The organism is Thermofilum adornatum (assembly GCF_000446015.1).
GTDB lineage: Archaea > Thermoproteota > Thermoprotei > Thermofilales > Thermofilaceae > Thermofilum > Thermofilum adornatum.
Map to the genome: position 1 here is coordinate 1,541,366 of NC_022093.1, position 16,177 is coordinate 1,557,542.

At 47.5% G+C, this 16,177-nt stretch carries 18 protein-coding genes; 8 read left to right on the forward strand and 10 right to left on the reverse strand.

What is annotated here, in order from left to right:
* Positions 1-196: 196 nt before the first annotated feature.
* The 3 genes from N186_RS08305 to N186_RS09770 all read left to right on the forward strand — a co-directional run bounded on the left by N186_RS08305 (position 197) and on the right by N186_RS09770 (position 3,215).
* Positions 197-1,573 carry an ATP-binding protein gene (locus N186_RS08305; RefSeq protein ID WP_187147017.1) on the forward strand — a complete coding sequence of 459 codons (1,377 nt, stop codon included), beginning with the start codon at positions 197-199 and terminating at the stop codon, positions 1,571-1,573.
* A 537-nt stretch (positions 1,574-2,110) separates the two neighbouring features.
* Positions 2,111-2,875 (forward strand): DUF8196 domain-containing protein, encoded by a 765-nt coding sequence (locus tag N186_RS08315; protein ID WP_020963366.1) that lies wholly within the window; start codon positions 2,111-2,113, stop codon positions 2,873-2,875.
* Positions 2,876-3,041: 166 nt separating this feature from the next.
* Positions 3,042-3,215, forward strand: coding sequence for a hypothetical protein (locus N186_RS09770; protein WP_187147018.1), 174 nt, complete (start codon positions 3,042-3,044; stop codon positions 3,213-3,215).
* A 64-nt stretch (positions 3,216-3,279) separates the two neighbouring features.
* Here the strand turns inward: N186_RS09770 and N186_RS08325 are convergent, their stop codons facing one another.
* A complete protein-coding gene (locus N186_RS08325; RefSeq protein ID WP_020963368.1) occupies positions 3,280-3,942 on the reverse strand; it encodes a DUF8196 domain-containing protein in 663 nt (220 codons plus the stop codon).
* Between the two features lie 379 nt (positions 3,943-4,321).
* Between N186_RS08325 and N186_RS09775 the strand changes: the two genes are divergently transcribed.
* The 3 genes from N186_RS09775 (at position 4,322) to N186_RS08340 (ending at position 5,661) form a co-directional block, all read left to right on the forward strand.
* On the forward strand, positions 4,322-4,594 hold the full coding sequence (locus N186_RS09775) for a hypothetical protein (RefSeq protein ID WP_020963369.1): 273 nt from the start codon (positions 4,322-4,324) through the stop codon (positions 4,592-4,594).
* A complete protein-coding gene (locus N186_RS08335; RefSeq protein ID WP_020963370.1) occupies positions 4,570-4,992 on the forward strand; it encodes a type II toxin-antitoxin system VapC family toxin in 423 nt (140 codons plus the stop codon). Before N186_RS09775 ends, N186_RS08335 begins: the two co-directional genes overlap by 25 nt.
* A gap of 195 nt (positions 4,993-5,187) precedes the next feature.
* Entirely contained in the window at positions 5,188-5,661 is a 474-nt protein-coding gene (locus N186_RS08340) for a metal-dependent hydrolase (protein ID WP_240366735.1), read from the forward strand.
* 115 nt (positions 5,662-5,776) lie between these two features.
* On the opposite strand, the gene N186_RS08345 is transcribed toward N186_RS08340, so the two are convergent.
* The 3 genes from N186_RS08345 to N186_RS08355 all read right to left on the reverse strand — a co-directional run bounded on the left by N186_RS08345 (position 5,777) and on the right by N186_RS08355 (position 8,966).
* Entirely contained in the window at positions 5,777-6,025 is a 249-nt protein-coding gene (locus N186_RS08345; RefSeq protein WP_020963372.1) for a hypothetical protein, read from the reverse strand.
* 70 nt (positions 6,026-6,095) lie between these two features.
* Positions 6,096-7,775 carry an ATP-binding protein gene (locus N186_RS08350; protein WP_020963373.1) on the reverse strand — a complete coding sequence of 560 codons (1,680 nt, stop codon included), beginning with the start codon at positions 7,773-7,775 and terminating at the stop codon, positions 6,096-6,098.
* 6 nt (positions 7,776-7,781) lie between these two features.
* A complete protein-coding gene (locus N186_RS08355) occupies positions 7,782-8,966 on the reverse strand; it encodes a DNA double-strand break repair nuclease NurA (RefSeq protein ID WP_020963374.1) in 1,185 nt (394 codons plus the stop codon).
* A 153-nt stretch (positions 8,967-9,119) separates the two neighbouring features.
* Here N186_RS08355 and upp point away from each other — a divergent pair, with 153 nt between their 5' ends.
* Positions 9,120-9,785: a uracil phosphoribosyltransferase gene (gene upp, locus N186_RS08360; protein WP_052885707.1), complete on the forward strand. Its 666-nt coding sequence runs from the start codon at positions 9,120-9,122 to the stop codon at positions 9,783-9,785.
* Position 9,786: 1 nt separating this feature from the next.
* Here the strand turns inward: upp and N186_RS08365 are convergent, their stop codons facing one another.
* From N186_RS08365 to N186_RS08375, 3 genes are all read right to left on the reverse strand, one after another.
* A complete protein-coding gene (locus N186_RS08365) occupies positions 9,787-11,226 on the reverse strand; it encodes an alpha/beta hydrolase (RefSeq protein ID WP_020963376.1) in 1,440 nt (479 codons plus the stop codon).
* Positions 11,227-11,342: 116 nt separating this feature from the next.
* Complete coding sequence (locus N186_RS08370; protein WP_020963377.1) at positions 11,343-12,494, reverse strand: MFS transporter; 1,152 nt, start codon at positions 12,492-12,494, stop codon at positions 11,343-11,345.
* 218 nt (positions 12,495-12,712) lie between these two features.
* Positions 12,713-14,083, reverse strand: coding sequence for an ATP-binding protein (locus N186_RS08375; protein ID WP_020963378.1), 1,371 nt, complete (start codon positions 14,081-14,083; stop codon positions 12,713-12,715).
* A 134-nt stretch (positions 14,084-14,217) separates the two neighbouring features.
* Here N186_RS08375 and N186_RS09780 point away from each other — a divergent pair, with 134 nt between their 5' ends.
* Positions 14,218-14,385, forward strand: coding sequence for a nucleotidyltransferase family protein (locus tag N186_RS09780; protein WP_020963379.1), 168 nt, complete (start codon positions 14,218-14,220; stop codon positions 14,383-14,385).
* On the opposite strand, the gene N186_RS08380 is transcribed toward N186_RS09780, so the two are convergent.
* From N186_RS08380 to N186_RS08390, 3 genes are all read right to left on the reverse strand, one after another.
* Positions 14,386-14,802: a type II toxin-antitoxin system VapC family toxin gene (locus N186_RS08380; protein WP_020963380.1), complete on the reverse strand. Its 417-nt coding sequence runs from the start codon at positions 14,800-14,802 to the stop codon at positions 14,386-14,388.
* On the reverse strand, positions 14,802-15,035 hold the full coding sequence (locus tag N186_RS08385; protein ID WP_240366736.1) for a type II toxin-antitoxin system CcdA family antitoxin: 234 nt from the start codon (positions 15,033-15,035) through the stop codon (positions 14,802-14,804). The genes N186_RS08380 and N186_RS08385 overlap by 1 nt, the downstream gene beginning before the upstream one ends.
* Positions 15,036-15,271: 236 nt before the next feature.
* On the reverse strand, positions 15,272-16,156 hold the full coding sequence (locus N186_RS08390; protein ID WP_020963382.1) for a hypothetical protein: 885 nt from the start codon (positions 16,154-16,156) through the stop codon (positions 15,272-15,274).
* Positions 16,157-16,177: the final 21 nt, after the last annotated feature.

The window sequence follows — 16,177 nt, forward strand, 5'->3', positions numbered from 1 at the left end:
GTAATAAAGTTAACCACGTACCACCTAACCTCCGAAGCTCAACCTGCTTCAAATACACGTTCCAAGCCTAAAGTGTAGTAAACCCCCAGCCACCCTGAGACAACCTACCTTTTGTATGATTCAGTCTGTGGAGATTTTTTCCCAAGCGTTCGTGTCATCAGAAAACTATATGAACACGTTCATAATGATCATAAACATGATGAATATATTCATAAATAGGGAAAGAGAACTACAATTCCTAGAAGAGAGGTACCTCTCTAACCGGGCTGAACTAATAATAATCTACGGACGTAGAAGAGTTGGCAAAACCTTCCTATTGAGGAAATTCCTCGAAGGCAAAAAAGGAGTATACTTCGTGGTTTCAAGGCTCGGAAACATCCTCCAAGATTTCTCAGGAGCCATAGCAGACCAGCTAGGCGTGTATCCTCCCATGTTCCTCAGTTACAAAGACTTGTTCAGGTACATGGCTCAGGAAAGTAGCAGGGAAAGAACAATTTTCATTGTTGACGAGTTCCAGAGACTCGCCGAGAGCGACTCATCCTTCTTGATGGAGCTACAGTCTGCCTGGGACAACTTTCTCAGAAACTCCAACATTTTTCTTGTCTTGAGCGGCTCCTCTATAGGGGTAATCGAGAAAATAGCGCTATCATCATCTTCTCCCATTTTTGGTCGCCGAACGGGACAACTCAAATTAAAACCATTCATTTTCAAGTGTGCAAAAGAGTTTATGAAGAGCTGGCCCTGCGAGGACAAGATCCGGGCTTACGCCGTCTATGGTGGCACACCTGCCTATCTATCACATATAGACACATCAAAGACACTAATCGACAACATAAAACGCAACATACTGGAGCCAAGCGGCCCACTCCACGAGGAACCATACTTCCTACTCTCCACTGAGACACGAGAGCCGCTACGATACATGGCCATACTCGAGGCGATTGCGTCGGGTGCCACGACCCTCGGCGAAATAGCCTCTAAGAGCGGTATCTCTACAAACGAGTTGCCAAGATACATCAGGACCCTCGAGGCACTACTAGACCTTGTTGAGAAGAGATATCCACTCCTAGAGGAGGGGAGACGTGGAAGAGCAATATACATCATGAAGGACAATTTTATACGCTTCTGGTTCAAGTTTGTAAGGCCCAACCTCTACATACTCGAACTAGGAGAAGTAGAAAGGGTAGCCCAGAGGGTAAAAGAAAACCTAGACCAATACGTATCCCAAGTATTCGAGGAAATCGCCCTTGAACACTTCTCCCACGCTGTCCCAGCAATAAGGATTGGAAAATGGTGGAAAGGCGAAACAGAAATAGACGGCGTAGCAATAGACGAGAAAACCAAGACAGCATACTTCATGGAGGCAAAATGGACAAACAAGCCAGTAGACAAACAAGTCCTAAGACAGCTAGAAGCCAAAGCCCAAGAATTCGACTGGAAGAAAAACGAGAGAAAAGAAGTCTACTACATATATTCAAGAAGCGGGTTCACGTTCACACCAGAAGAAGACGTGAAACTAGTAAACCTGCAGGAAATCTGCAACAAACCATGCAACCAAGAGAGCATAACTTAAAACAAGACAAACAACCCCACATATCGCTATATATATTGTCTCTTCCATAGGTCCCCCTATTTATACCGAGCCGCTTCTCCGTCTAGAATTTGGAATCATTAAAGCGAATTAGTAACAGCAAAGGTAAAATTATCCAAGCCCAGCGCTTACCTTCCCAGAGACCCCAGCCTATAAGCAATAAAAATATTCCCAAGACTAGGTAGAATATGCCATCGCCAATGTAATCAGAAATAAGAAAAAGACCGGTATAAGGAAAACGAATATGAAAAAGACTAAGAAAAAGGCCATTTAATGTAAATGTCGCACCTCCAATAACTGCTAGACCTGCAATTATAGTTATGCCATCTGGTCTTGTAGGACGGGAGGATGAAGCACTAGTTTGCGATTTCATAATTTAAATAGGAACCATAGGTAAATATATATTTTTCTCTGTGTCGCACGTTGAGTCGAACTAGCAGTGGTGGTTAGGTGGGACGTTTGGCTCAAACTAAGTAGCTCGTAAATTTTTAATAGCGCCTGCGAGACTTTTATAGATAGATGTCTCTGTCTGCTAGTGAGAAGAAGAGGTTCCTGAGGGCCCTCGAGGAGGACAGGGAGTTTAGGTACGCGGTGGCAGGGTACTTGGGGCTCTCTGAGACGCTTAAGAGGCTTGACAGTCTAGAGGAAAGTATGAAGAAGCTTTGGGAGGAGGTTAAAGCGCTCAGAGGAGATGTAAACACATTAAAAGACGGCGTGGGCACGTTGAAGAGCGATGTGAACATGCTTAAAAGCGATGTAAACATTCTAAAGAGCGACGTAAACATACTTAAAAGCAATGTAGGCACGCTGAAGGACGATGTCGGTTCGCTGAAAGCAGACTTCAGCATACTAAAGAGCGATACTGGGACTCTGAGGGAAGACGTAAGGCATATCCGCACAACCCTGGAAAGGTTAACTCTGACAGCCGAGGAAGAGGCTAGAAGCGTGGTGAAGCACAAGCTGAAGGAGAAGCTAAACATCGACATAGAGCTAGACAGGGTCTTCATAGACGCAACGGAGGTGGACATGTACGGCGCCATGGGAGACATCTGCGTGGTCGGCGAGGCTACGGTGAGGCTTGGACCCAGCCTGGTAAACGAGCTACTAGGCAAAGTAAAGATGATAAGGGACAAGAGACCTGACCTCCTCAGAAGAAAGCTAATCAAGGTCATATACACGGACTATGCGACCCCAGAAGCGATAGAAGCCGCCGCGAAGAGCAAAGTCTGGATACTAAGATGGGAAAAAGAACTCACACCGCTATCTATCGAGGAGATTGGTTAAGCAGAGTTTCCAGACCCCAGTAGAACCAGGCCAGCCATGTACTATCATTCGTAGTGTGCACAATTGTTTTACCACGTTTAGCGCGTATATGAGGAAACACCGAGGATACTTGCATCCGAGATGGTTTTTCGTCAATTGTCTATGGGATTTTTTTGGTAGAATGCTGGTGATGTGCACTCCGAGGCCAAACGCTAATGTCCTCGCGCTTTTGAGGAGAACGAGGGAAATACCCCTGGTTGCCTGCGATAAGGAGAGCGAGGAGGCCTTCAGGAGGGCTGGGATAACAACCTCTGGGATGCTCGTTGAGATTGGCTCACTAAGGTTCCTATTTGTTGTTTGAAAGGATTTATTGTGCCTGGAAGTATAATTAATAGAGGTCTTCGTGTGTAGGATTAGTGGAGTCCTCAGCTTGTCTCCTCTATGGCTATGGGTGTAAGGTTTCTCTGCCAGTCGAGCACCCAGACTTTGTTGTTTATGGCGACTTCCAAGGCCTGCGGGACAGCTACATAGGTGTAGATGGCTTTGATAATTTTCTTTCTGAGGAGCTCCAGTCTCCCCTGTTTGATAAGCTCTATTCTCCTTATGAGTCTTTGGACGCGTTTTGGTCCAAGCCTCGTTGTTGCCTCGCCGATTATGCAGATGTCCCCTGTTGCGCCATAGATGTCTATTTCCTCGGAGTCAACGAAGACGCGGTCCAGCTCCACGTCTATTCCTAGCTCTTGTTTAAGCCTGTGGGCTATGAAGCTCCGAGCCTCTTCCTCTAGGCTCAGGGCTAGCCTGTCTGTTGTGACATGGATGTGCTTTACCTCTCTCCATAGTTTTTCTTGTCCTTTACGTAGAGCTCTGACTTCTTCCCATATCTTTTCTTGGCTTTCTCTCAACCCTTTTACTTCTTCCCATAGCTTTTTCACTTCATCAAGTATTTGAGCCATTTTTTCCTCGTGGGAGTCAAGCCTTTTCATTATTTCGGAGATTCCTAGATAGCCAGCTACCGCGTATCTGAATTCCTTATCCCTTTCCAGGAGTTCGAGCATTTCCTCTTTTAGCCTGGTGGATCTCTTTGCCATCCATATATAAAATGGAGAGAATTTTTATAAAAAGGTAGCGATGTGGCCGAGCTTGTACGAGACTGAGTCGAGACCTAAAAAGGCCTAGGCGGACACGCAGGGAATGGTATGCGGGAAAAATATATCTCGTCAACTTTCTCATTGCTTTAGACATATGTTGTTAAAAATTTGTGTGCTAGGCGTGCCTTTTAGAGGCTAGAAATCTCACTAAATTCATAAAACTAAAGAAACATAGCGCGCACTATATTTCCATTCGATCAATCATCCCTACACAAAAGAAAAGGATTTCTAAGAGACTTTAGACCTTGCTCAAAGCTATTTCAGATGTGGGACAAAAAATTTAATAAAGTGGGGCAAAATTAAAACTGTAAGTGGGACTATGGAAGAGATAAGCGTTAGAAAGGTTGACGCAAAGGGCAGGGTTTACCTCTCGAGGAAGCTGAGGAGGTCAGAGCTCTACATGGCCGAGGCCGATGACGTGATTCTGCTCTCAGCCTCGAGAGAACGCATCCTGTCAGCCCTCGAGCAATTGTCTCCAGGTACCGCCATAAAGGAGTACCTCGCCCTTCTAGAGGAACTAGGAGAACCAACACCGAAAGAGATCGAGGAACTAGCGAGGCGAAGAGCTTGGAGGAGCGTAGAGGGGCAATAATAGACACGTGCGTCCTGGTCTCCAGGAAACTGGAGGCCCTAAAGACCCTCAACACGAAGCTGTACGTGACCCCAATTGTCCTGCTTGAATACCTCAACTGGGCGCTCGAGTCGAGAAATATTTGGCGGGCTAAAGGAGATAACAAGAGGGCCAGGGGCTACGAGCGATTGATCGAGCTGCTCCCCTCATTACTCCTAGAGCTCGGAATAGAGGTTCTAGAGCAGAAGTTTACGGTTACTGAGCTTAGGGAGGCTACAGGCTTGGTTATACAGAGAGGGGTAGATCCTGGAGATGCACTCAACGCTATAACAGCCAAAAAAAGAAAGCTAGGCATAATAACTCTTGACAGAGACTGGGAACGCTTGCCAGACTATGCAACCCCCATTATTACCCTTTAAACCACACAGTCAGCTTTTCTACACACTCTTACGAGAAAGCTAAATCTAGTAACAAAGAGCCGAGGATAGATAGGCTGGGACGAAAATTCAAGGGCTTAAACCGGCACGATGTTCCATAAAAAATATATTGTGTATTCACATTTTGATTTTATGCCCTTTACGCCTCTTCATTTGGGACCTTCCCTTGTTTTCGGTTTGCCCCTGCGGAAAAAACTACATTTACCAACTCTTCTTGTTGCCAGTGTAGCTGTAGACATCGAGCCTTTCCTTGTCTTGGTGCTTGGGCTGAACTATCCCCTGCACGGCTATCTTCATACCTTTCTATTGGCTTTGCCCTTCGGAGTCCTGATTGGATACACCATGTTTCTGCTGGAGAAATATTTAGGCGAGCTATGGCGCACGCCTCATTTAGAGGAAGATCTTTTAGCTAGAGCCTCCTTTATTGGTGGCGGAGTCTTGGGGACGTTTTCTCATGTATTGCTGGATTCTCCCTTATACTCAGATATTAGGCCGTTTTTCCCGCTGGAGGCTAACCCTCTGTATGCTCCTTGGCTTAGTGGACCGATTTATGAATTATGTGTGGCTTCTTTTATTGTTGGAGTAGTTCTTTACTTAGTGATTGCAATACGAAGTAAGCAGTATTCTGGGTTGAGAGGAGACAGCTTATAGTCCCAGGGTACATACGATTTTAGCAGTATTCCTATTATTCCTATGAGTATTGAGGCATTGAAAACGAGGAATATCTTGACTAGGAGGGATAGTTGCCCCTCTATTCTAGACATTCTCATCTCAAGCATAGAGACTCTATTTTCAAGAGACACAACCTACTGTTTATTTCTTTTCGCAGATTATCTATTTCCTCTTTAACGCTCCCTATATCGTCTTTCGTTGCCATCTCTCTGGAGAGAGCAACCAGCATTGTTCTTCTTAGTTCTCTGTATCTAAGTGCCTCCGGAATGAGTTCTTCAGCGAGCATCCTCCTCAGTTCCTCATCGCGGCGGAGCTCTTCAAGTAATTGTCTCCCGACGGACACCTTCCTTATTAACAAAAGTGATGAAATATATAAAAAGATTAAGGAGGCAGATCTCGCGGTCGCTTGAAACTTATTGCTTGCCCAGGAAGTCTTCTATTGTTGTGGTTTTTTGCTGTTCCTCTTGTTCCTCGGTGCTAAGGAGGTAGTCTGCTAGGTCGAGTTTTTCTGGGGGTGTTGTCCATGCCTTGTTCCAGTCTATGTCTTTTCCTCCAAGCGTGTATCCGAATCGCTCTGTAAAGTTGTCTACCTTGACTATTCCTGGTATGGTGGCGGCTGAGCCAGAGATAAGTGCTTCTCCCGTCATTAGCCCAGAAAGCCCTTGAACCATTTCCTGCATGACGTCCTCCATGCTTCCGAGGATGTATTCTTGGTCCTTGGGGTTCGCGGTTCTAAGTGCTATCAGCGTGCCGCACTGGGCGAGAACTGTCTGTGAGAGCTCTCTAGGCCTCTGGCTTACTATCCCAAGGCCTATCCCGAACTTTCTGCCCTCTTTGGCTATCTTCTCGATAATTTCCTTCGCGGGGCTCCACCTGCCCTGCGGGACATAGTTGTGTGCCTCCTCGATTATTATCAGTGTTGGCTGCGGCTTCCCGGCGAGGACGCTCGCAGTTGTTATGCGCCAGAAAGACTTCAGCACGGTAGCCACTGTGGATGTCTGTATGTCGCTGGAGAGCCCGCCCAGCGATAGCAGTGTTATTCCAGGCGACAGTAGGGAGCTGTATATCCCCATGTATGTTTCTAGGCTTTTCCTGGGCTCTTCCATGCTCAGGGAGCTGTAGAGCTTGTCGCTTGTCCTTGGACGCGTAATGTAGAAGAGCTCCGTGTTCTCTAGGAGCATCTCTAGCTTGAGTATCAGGTCGTCGAGGGACCGGTCATACTTGTTCCTCACAGATGTTTTCTCTAGGATCTCGAGTAGCTCCTCGGGCGTATAGTATATTGGGTCGTCTGTCGACGCGTGGCTGTATCTCTGCCTCCTAGCCTCCTGTACAGCGTTCCGGAGATACATTATCTGTTTTGTTGCGCGGGACGGGTCTAGTTTTAGTATGCCTGCAACCTCTTCTAGGCCGAGGCTCCAGAGGGGGACCTCTAGAGGCTGGGGCTTTATCCCGTACCTTGCCTCTAACAGCTTCGCAATTCTGCCTGCGGGGCTTATGACCCTGATGTTGCTCGAGGCTTCAGCCATTGGTATGTATTCGTTGTGTGTGTCTATTACGAGAACCCTTGCGTAGGGGAACTTTTCAGATATCTCGCCAAGAATAACTGCCACGGTATTTGATTTTCCCGCGCCAGTCATCGCGAGGACAGCGAAGTGCCTAGAGCATAGCATGTTGAGTGATAAAGTGTATGGCACTTCGGGGTTCTGCGAGAGCTTGCCAATTTTTATCTCTCCATTTGAGGTCAAGCTGGATAATTCTTCTGCTGTTGCAAGGTAAACCTTTTGCCCAGGCTTCGGTAGCTCAGGCACGCCCCTTATAAAGCTCTTCCCGTCATGGAAGCCTACAAGCATGGCTACAAGCTCGTTACGTGTCGGGCGTATCTCCGGGTATCCTTCAAGCTCCTCTATAATCCTACTTTTCCTGTACAGCTCGTCTAGAAGATTAAAGCTCACGACCATTGCGTAGGCCCATCCACGCGTTATCTCCATCTTTACGTATACCCCTGGCTTAGCAATATGTTCCAGTTTTTCTTCCTGGACACCAAACCTGACGAGGCTCTGACCATAGACATTTGTAACCCTACCTATCTCCACAACTCTTCACCTCAGACCAGCCTTCACCCTTCCACTTGGAGCGTAAGCGGCCCTAACAATAGAGTCTGCCTTACGCTTATAAATCTCGTCAGCGACAAGGCGCGCAATCTCTGGGTTCAGCACGGCCATGTGGTGGACATAGCTGAGAGGCTTCGGGTAGCCCCTACTGTCCGAGAGCTCCTTCAGGGTCGCAAGGGCACTTAGAGCCTCATCTTCGTCCACATAGCTTGGATAGGTCATCTGTAGAACTGGTCCAAGTTTTCTCAGCTTAAAATACAAGACAGAGTAGTCGCCCCAGGTTCCCAAGATCTCCGAGACAAGTTTCCTGTCGGCCGCGCATGGCTTTAGTCGTCCAAACTCTTTCCCCCTAAGAGTTGTGTATGCGTCTTCGAGGTTTCTCCATGCATAGTCAAGCAGGGTTACATCGTTGAGCCAGCCCTCGAGCCCAACTTTTTCGACAAGCAGGTTTGTCTCTGAGTCTTTTGCTACCCAGAAGAGCGGCACCTGTAGCTCCCGGCTAGCTGTCAACAAGTCTCTCAGGGCTTTAAGGTATACTGTTGTCTCGACGTAGACGCATACAAAGTCAAGAAAGCTCTTCTTCGAAGAGGTTTTCTCAAACATTGTGTTTCTTTCCTTGTATATTTGCCAGGCCTTGTCAGAAATCTCCTTAAACAGCCCCATTACAGAATTTGGGGATATGTCTCTATCCTCTAGCTCTATTCCAAGATGCTCCGCGTCCGGCAAATTATCGAGAATCTTTTTATAGTCTTCGCCCAGAGCCTCTGCGGCGTCCTTTGGGTGGCTGAAAACTGTCATCATTTCGGATATGAAGCTCCCGTCTAGTAAGATAGCCTCAAGGCTACTAGTCAAAGCTTTTCGTGCAGCTAGGAGCTCGATGATGGACATCAAGAGGTTTGCCCTCTGCTCGCCATAGCTCTTGGGCACAATAACAGAGACGATTGGCTCCTCTGCCCCCCTAGCTAGAGCAGAATATTTTCCATTTTTTAGGAGAATGGATGCAACAGAGAATACTGCAACGTGTATACTCCTCCTCGGCTCAACGACGTTGCTTCCATCAACGTATCCCGTACTCGTAAAAGGTTTTCCACTAATAGGCTCTGCCTCTTCTGCAAGCTCTTTCTCTACTCCCCTTAGAAGCTCCTCTGATACATGTAGCAATGCATGCTCCATATATGGCCTAGGATAATAAACGCGTCTACAACTAATAAATTATTGTAGAAAGTAAACCGAAAGTGAAAACAACTAAACCTGGAGCATCCTTTTCCTGGCACTCAAAACTAGAAAGATTTATATCTGTTTCCCGTGTTTGCCGAGAAGGGTTCATTGTTCGACTACAAGGTCATAGAAAAGAAATATGCACAGGCAATTCTAACACAGATCCGTAGCAAAAACACAAGCCAAGTAGAGTTTAGAAAGGGGCTTGTACGCCTCGGACGGGTACTCGGACTAGAAATAGTCGAGGACTTTGAAACCGAGGAAAACCCCGTAGAGACCCCACTGGGGGTCACCTATAGAGGCATAAAGATCAAGGGCTTCGAAAACGTTTGCATAGTCACTGTTCTCAGAGCCGCGTGGCCCCTAACCGAGGGACTCGTAAAGATATTTTACTCTGCAAGGCAAGGCGTCGTCGCGGCGCGGAGAGTAGAAGAGAAGGGAATGCACGGCACGGAATTTGACATCGAGATAAACTATGTAAAGATCCCCAAGTTTGGCGGCGACGACATTGTAATAATTAGCGACGTGATGGTTGCTACCGGCTCAACTCTGATCGCTGTGCTGAGAGAGCTTTTGAAGAGGGGACGCGCAAAGAAATACTATATCGCATCTGTGATATCCACTCCGATAGCCATCGAGAAGCTCAGAAAGTTCGCCCAAGACGCGGGGATAGACCTGAAGCTCTACACGGTTGCGGTCGACCCAGAGCTAAACAGCAAGGGATACATCGTTCCCGGCCTCGGAGACGCGGGAGACAGGGCATTCGGGACCTAGGCTAAGTTACAGGCGTAACCGAGCCCAGTAAAATGCTGAGTAGTATTGGGAGCCAGACCACATTCGCCTGTTCAATTTTCCTAGAGGCAATGACTGAAGCTAGTAGGTCTAGAGGTATCAATAGGACGAGGCTAATGAAGACAACTATTAGGAAATAGCCTGCAAACCCGCCTCCAATGGCGATCTTGAGGACAAGCCAAGCAACAGCAAAGCAAGCCGCTTTTGATGCAAGCCTCACGAGAAAGACTTTCGACGTGCCGCCGCGGGGGCTAAAAGCCTCGAGAACAAAAACTGGGGGTAGAAACAGCACGTAGAGAACTAGTAGGATTACGAGCCTGTAGATGCTTGGCTCAACATTAAGGAAAGGTTGGAGGGCGGAATGCATCATTAGGTATGAATAGGCTGCTAGCGTTATCCCCGAAAGTAACGCAGCGGGGCTAAATTTCCCTATAAATGGTTTGATCTGGGACAGCTGTCTCCTGTAAAGAAAGAGGATACCTAGTGCTTGGCTATAGAATACTCCTAGGATAAAGCTTCCAATGGGAGCCCTCGTAATGCCTGTAAACGCGTTGAAGAAAAGGAATGCTAGGGGGGCTACAAGTGCCGACACGGCTATATTTTCCCATGAGAGTCTCGGGGCCGTCTTTGCCTCTCGGTAGCTAGCCGCATCGGTGTCGATAAAGGGTAGTGGGACAATGATCATGAGTAGTACCGCTAACACGCTTAATAAGAGCGTCACTATAAGCCTAGACCAGGCATATGTGTATGTGGCTTTTCCAACTGTCCAGGACACAATTTTGTCTACTACGGCTGGGTTGTAGAGGATTGTGAGGTGGTCGTCGGTTGGAGAGACATAGATTTCCCATCCATTGAGCCTGTTTATAGGTATGTTGCTAAAGGTGAAGATTTCGTCCTGCATGGCTAAGACAAGTAGCTTTTTCTCGACACTAGTAGTATTGAGGGGCGAGGAGGCTATCACTATTACCCTTGAAGCATTTATCCTCGAGCCGACTTCTTGAACAGCCCTTCCACCCATGCTGTGGCCTGCGAGGACAACTTCTCCCGTGACGCGATCTACTGCACCTACTACACTGTAATAATCACGCAACAAAGTGGAAACGTTGTAGCTAACCGTTGAAGAGCTTTTCCCGTGGCCCCTTGAGTCAAAAGCCACAGCAACATAGCCTTGTCGTGCAAGCTCTACACCTATCCAGCTCATCATCTCAGAGCTCCCGCCGTAGCCGTGGAAAAGCACAGCTGTACCCTTTACAGGCGTATCTTCTGGGATCCATGCAAGATACCTAAGGGTGGCCCCTTGTGACGAGACATATCCCTCTTCTACTTTGATCCCATGCATTAGGACGCCGGAATTGTAAAGGGATAGGGACAAGAACAGCAAGATCAAGATAATCGAAATGATAGTTAACTTCTTGTTAGTCATCTGGACACCTGGACAATTTCATAGAAAACGCATTTATCTTTTTACACAACGATTCCCGGCAAAAATAGAGGAAAAGGTTAGCAACATAAAGAAGAAGTAGAGACCATCATATAGTTTCAGCTTTCTTTCGAGGATCTGTAGCTTAGAAGCAGGAAAACATATGCAAGTATATAGCCCAGCCCGGCCAGCAAATAGGAGACGCTTGGCCCAGCATACTGCCACAGCATTCCGCCAAAAATCTCGCCCAACGAGAAGCCCATAAACCTCGCGGCATCAAGAAAACCCACTGATAGCCCCTGCCCAGTGGTTGGTGAAAGTTTCACGGCTAAGACCTCGATGTAGTTAGACATGATGCTTCCAATAGAAAACACCAAGTAGAGAATGTACAAGAATACGGTCTCGCTGGGAATTGGGAAAAGAAGCCATGCACAACCCATTATCACAGCTCCCCCTAATACAATCTTCCAGTAACCAGCCTTGTCGCCAAGAACTCCAGAAGGCCAACTGCTAACAAGCTGGGACAAGTTAAATATGGATGGGAAAACTGCAAGAGCTAGGGGACTAGCAGAAAGACGGGGATCATAGGAAAGAAAAGAGGAAGCATAGCTAAAAAATGCTCCTATAAATGCGGCAACATACAACATTACGAGTGGCATCCTCCTGAAAACAGACATCCAGCCCCTAAGATTCTCTCCCTGCGTTAATGAAGCTAGCTTTCCTCCGGTCGGTATAAACATTGCCAAGACAAAAAAGGCAAGCAGGTAGAGCCCGGCCTTTCCCATGAAGACTGCATTCCATCCGTAGTGCTGTGCCAGCCACCCTGCAAGCAGTGGGCCAGCCACGGCAACCCCAGAATATGCCGTGTAGAGAAATCCCAGGGCCGCGCCCATCGAGTCCGGAAAAGCCTCGGCTATGATTCTGAGAGCAGAGGGCCGAAGCGACATCTGTGAAAACTGAATCATGAAGAAACCCACGGCTGCAACAATCCAGGTAGGAGAAAATGCCTCCACAACTAGGCCAACTATACTTAGGGCTATGCTTCCAAGGAAAACTATACGCGCCCCCACTATGTCCACCAGCCGCCCACCAAGAATTGAGCCTAAAACACCCACAGCGTATCCTGCCCCAAGAACAAAGCCCAAAGTATCAGGTGTGGCCCCGAGCGAAGACATAAAGGCTCCAAAGAGAATACTCTCAACCTCGATAAGGCCGGCGCATACCTGGAAAAAGGCTAGAGCAAGCAATGTTCTGTTACGGTAAAGAGCCACGAGTCACCCTCTCCATTCGTGGAAATTTTTCTAGTGCTTTAATCTTCTCAAGTTTGCTCTTTTAAATATATTTGCAGAGAAAAGTTCAACAATGTTATAAATCATATGAATCTTTTATAAGCAGACAAGTTAGTGTAGGGTTTTTACTCCAGGTTTATTATCAAAAGAGTTTCACATGAATCATTTGCCCATATGATAATTCAACTTAGGACAACTTGTTACTGGCTTTTAAGAAGGCCATAGATGTCGCTAAGGTCATAAGCCAGATAGCCCTTTTTTCTAAGTTCACTTTTGTCTTCTATGTTTCTGGCTATGATTCCATATATCTTCTCCCCTACCTCCAGCTCTACGGCTTTCCGTTCAAGACTCGCAACGAGACTTTCTGCTTCCCGCATGTCCAAATCACTCCACTTAACCTCAAAGAGCAGTGCAGCACCTTCACTTTTAGACACAGCCACGATATCTATTTCCTTGTCTCTGCTCCACCAGCCCCCAACAGCTTCGGGCCTCACAGGTAGCTCGCCTCGCCTCGTTGCCTGTACAACGAATTCGCGTGCTATGCGTTCAAATACCCATCCTAGATAAGTGTTGAAGTTTTCCTGCTCCCTTTCCCAGACTTCATGTTCAAGCCCAGCCTCGAGAGAACGCATGTTCGGCCATACAAACTTGAACCAGAACGAGAAGAAGGGGTCCCGTATCGTGTACCGAGAACGGCCTTTCCCCACCAGAGGCTTTTCCCTCTCGATTAGGCCCAGGAGCTCCAGGTAGGATAGGTACGTTGTAGCGTTTTCCCTCTTTAGCCCTGTGGCGCTGGCTATCTCGCTGAGAGTTGTCCTCCCCTGGGCAATTGCGCCTAGAATATCCATGTACCTTGCTGGAGCCCTAAGCTCCTCCATCAGGAGGTATACAGGCTCTTCGTGTAGGGCACCACGCTTGCTGAGGACTAGCTTAACAGCATTCTCCTCTGGGCTCTCATTCTCGTCGACAAGCTCGAGGTATGCCGGGGTCCCGCCAAAAACGCCGTATATCTTCACGGCATCTACCGGGCTCAGCCTGTCAAACCACTCTAGAACCCCTCCGAATCCCAGGGGCTCAAGCTTGATGACAGCCGTCCTCCTGCCATAGAGCGGGGCATCCCCACGCAGAGCAACGCGGACAATTGTGCCTATAGCCGAGCCCGAAAGTACAAGGACTGAACCTGTCCGAGACAGCTTCTCGTCCCAGTACCTCTGCAGAAGGGAAAGCGCCCCCTCAACCTCTCCAAGCCTCTGAAACTCATCAATAACGACAAGGTAGCCCTGCTCCATCTTGGTAGCGAGATATTCGAGGAAAGAGTGAAAGCTTGGAAACCTAAACCCCTTAAAGAACTCGCCCTCTACACTGCGGGAAAACTCTTCAAGTATAGTCTCAGAGCCTCCCCTGGGGACATAGAAGTACAGCCCCCTCCTCTTGCGAAGGAGTTCCAGTAGTAGCCTAGTCTTGCCCACTCTTCGCCTCCCATAAACAATGACAAGCTGGGACTTTCCACTTGAGCACAGCTCCCCTAGTTGCTCTAACTCCTCTCTCCTATCAACAAATCTTACAATCATAATTGTTACAATCTAGATTGTAACAATTTAAATGTTACTACAACCAAGCGAACAGCGTTACTCGCACGGTTTAACTCTGCGGAAGAGCCAAAAGCTCATAACTATACGAGGTAGAGATTCATTCTTGAGAGAGCTTGAACAAACGACGCCTAAAGGAGCCCTACCAAAGCCTGCTTGACGAACTAGTTAAGGCCCTACATGAGAAGCCTGGAGACGACCTAGTATCTGTCGTTATCTATGGGTCTGCGGCGAGGGGGGAGGCTACGCTTATACCTTTGAACCAAAGATGTCTGTTGCAGTAATTACGAATAAGCCTCAAGGAGCTGGCTGGCCTTCTTGCTCCTCTTTACCTCTCTCAGCAACACCTTATCATACGTGACAAGAACAGCGTCAAGCTTCTCGGCCAAAGCAACATAAATCGAGTCATAGACAGTTAACCCTTTTTCAAAAGCTATACTGACAGTTTCACCAAGAACTTCCACAAAGTCGTGAACAACAAGTCCAATACTCATCGTTGCCGCAACACCATCCGCGACATCTCCAGGCGTTAAGCCCCGCGAATACCTAAGCAGGTTTGCAAGCTCAACAAATACAAGACTAGGAACATGGGCCTCAATCTCGCTTCCAATAATTTTGTCGCGAAGGAGCTTCATTTCCCTTGATTCCTCCTCTACAAGAAACCACTTCGCCAATGCACTCGCATCAAGCACGACCCTCATTAAGCCACCCTTCTCCGAGACTCCCTAAACTCTCTTATCACTTCATCAGAGGGCTTCTCCAATTTAGCCCTACGAGAAATATCATCCATGACACTGACAGCCCATTCCAGCTCTCTGCGCCTAACCTCTTCCTCGAGAGCCCTCCGCAAAACCTGACTAACGTTCACATTGTATCTCCTAGCCTTCTCCAACAATTCCCTTTTCACCTTAGTAGACACAGTAACGTAGCCCACATTCTTATTACCTAAAAAGGTAGTATAAAAATACGACTCCAATTCCAATTCAAACGATTGTCGATACATTCCTGCTAAAAGCCAAGTATCTTGTCTTTTATAGCCCAGAATATATAGGCACAGCTGAAAATTTTTCACCTACATGGAGAAAACAATGCTCAAATAATAAGACCTAAAAGCTTGTGACCAAGAAGATACTAACCGGCGAACCAGAACCCATACTCCACAAAAGTGAGCTAGATCTCGTTAACTGGTGCCAACTCCTTCATTTGCAGTGCAGGAGGCCTCTGCTCCTGAACACCATTTAGATTGATGTACGCCTCGGCAATAGCCTCCCCAAGCCTTGTCAACTTTACTACCCTCGACTTTCCGTTCAGCTCCCTCACCAGCAGACCCTTCTCCTCCATTTCCTTTATCAAGCGGCTATACGTAGCCTTAACAACCTGATCCCTCCAGTTCTCGCCCATCCACTGAATAAGCTGGGTAAGGCTACTCGCAGACCCATTCTTGAGATAGAGCACCTGCAGAATCCTCACCTCCTTTTCAAGCTTTTCATCCTCCTCGGAACCCCCCTCCTTCCTTTGCCCCCTCTTTTTAATCCTCTTGTTCTCGTCAAGCAACAAGTCTACGCCAGGCTTCTCTATCTGCTGGACAGCTCCAGGGCCACTAGAAGCCCTAAGACTATCCTTCTTAGCTATAAACCTCGCAAACTCCGGCGTATCAGGATCAGGTATAAATTCGCCCACCTGTTCAGGCTGAACCGCGTAGAGCCTGCTCCCGGGAAACATCATAGAAACATTAGTAACACACGCAACCATCAATGGAGGCATATCCGTGATATCTATCAGGGTCTCCTTTTCCCTCTCAACCCATAATACCTGGTAAAACTTGCTATACACACTCTGCTGGTTCAGCGGATTAACCTTGACAGTCACCGGCTGGAAAAACGAGAGCTTCTCGGCAAGCCTCTTAACGTTGTACCGCGACACCGCCCCGTACCGGTCAGGCTTCTCATCGTAAAAAAGGTAGACACGTTCAACTGGATACTTTAGCCTGACCTGCTCGAAGCCCTGAAGTATCAGGTTTGGGTGGAAGCCTACGTAGTGCAGTGTTACTACCATTGGTACGCCACTTCTGCCTCT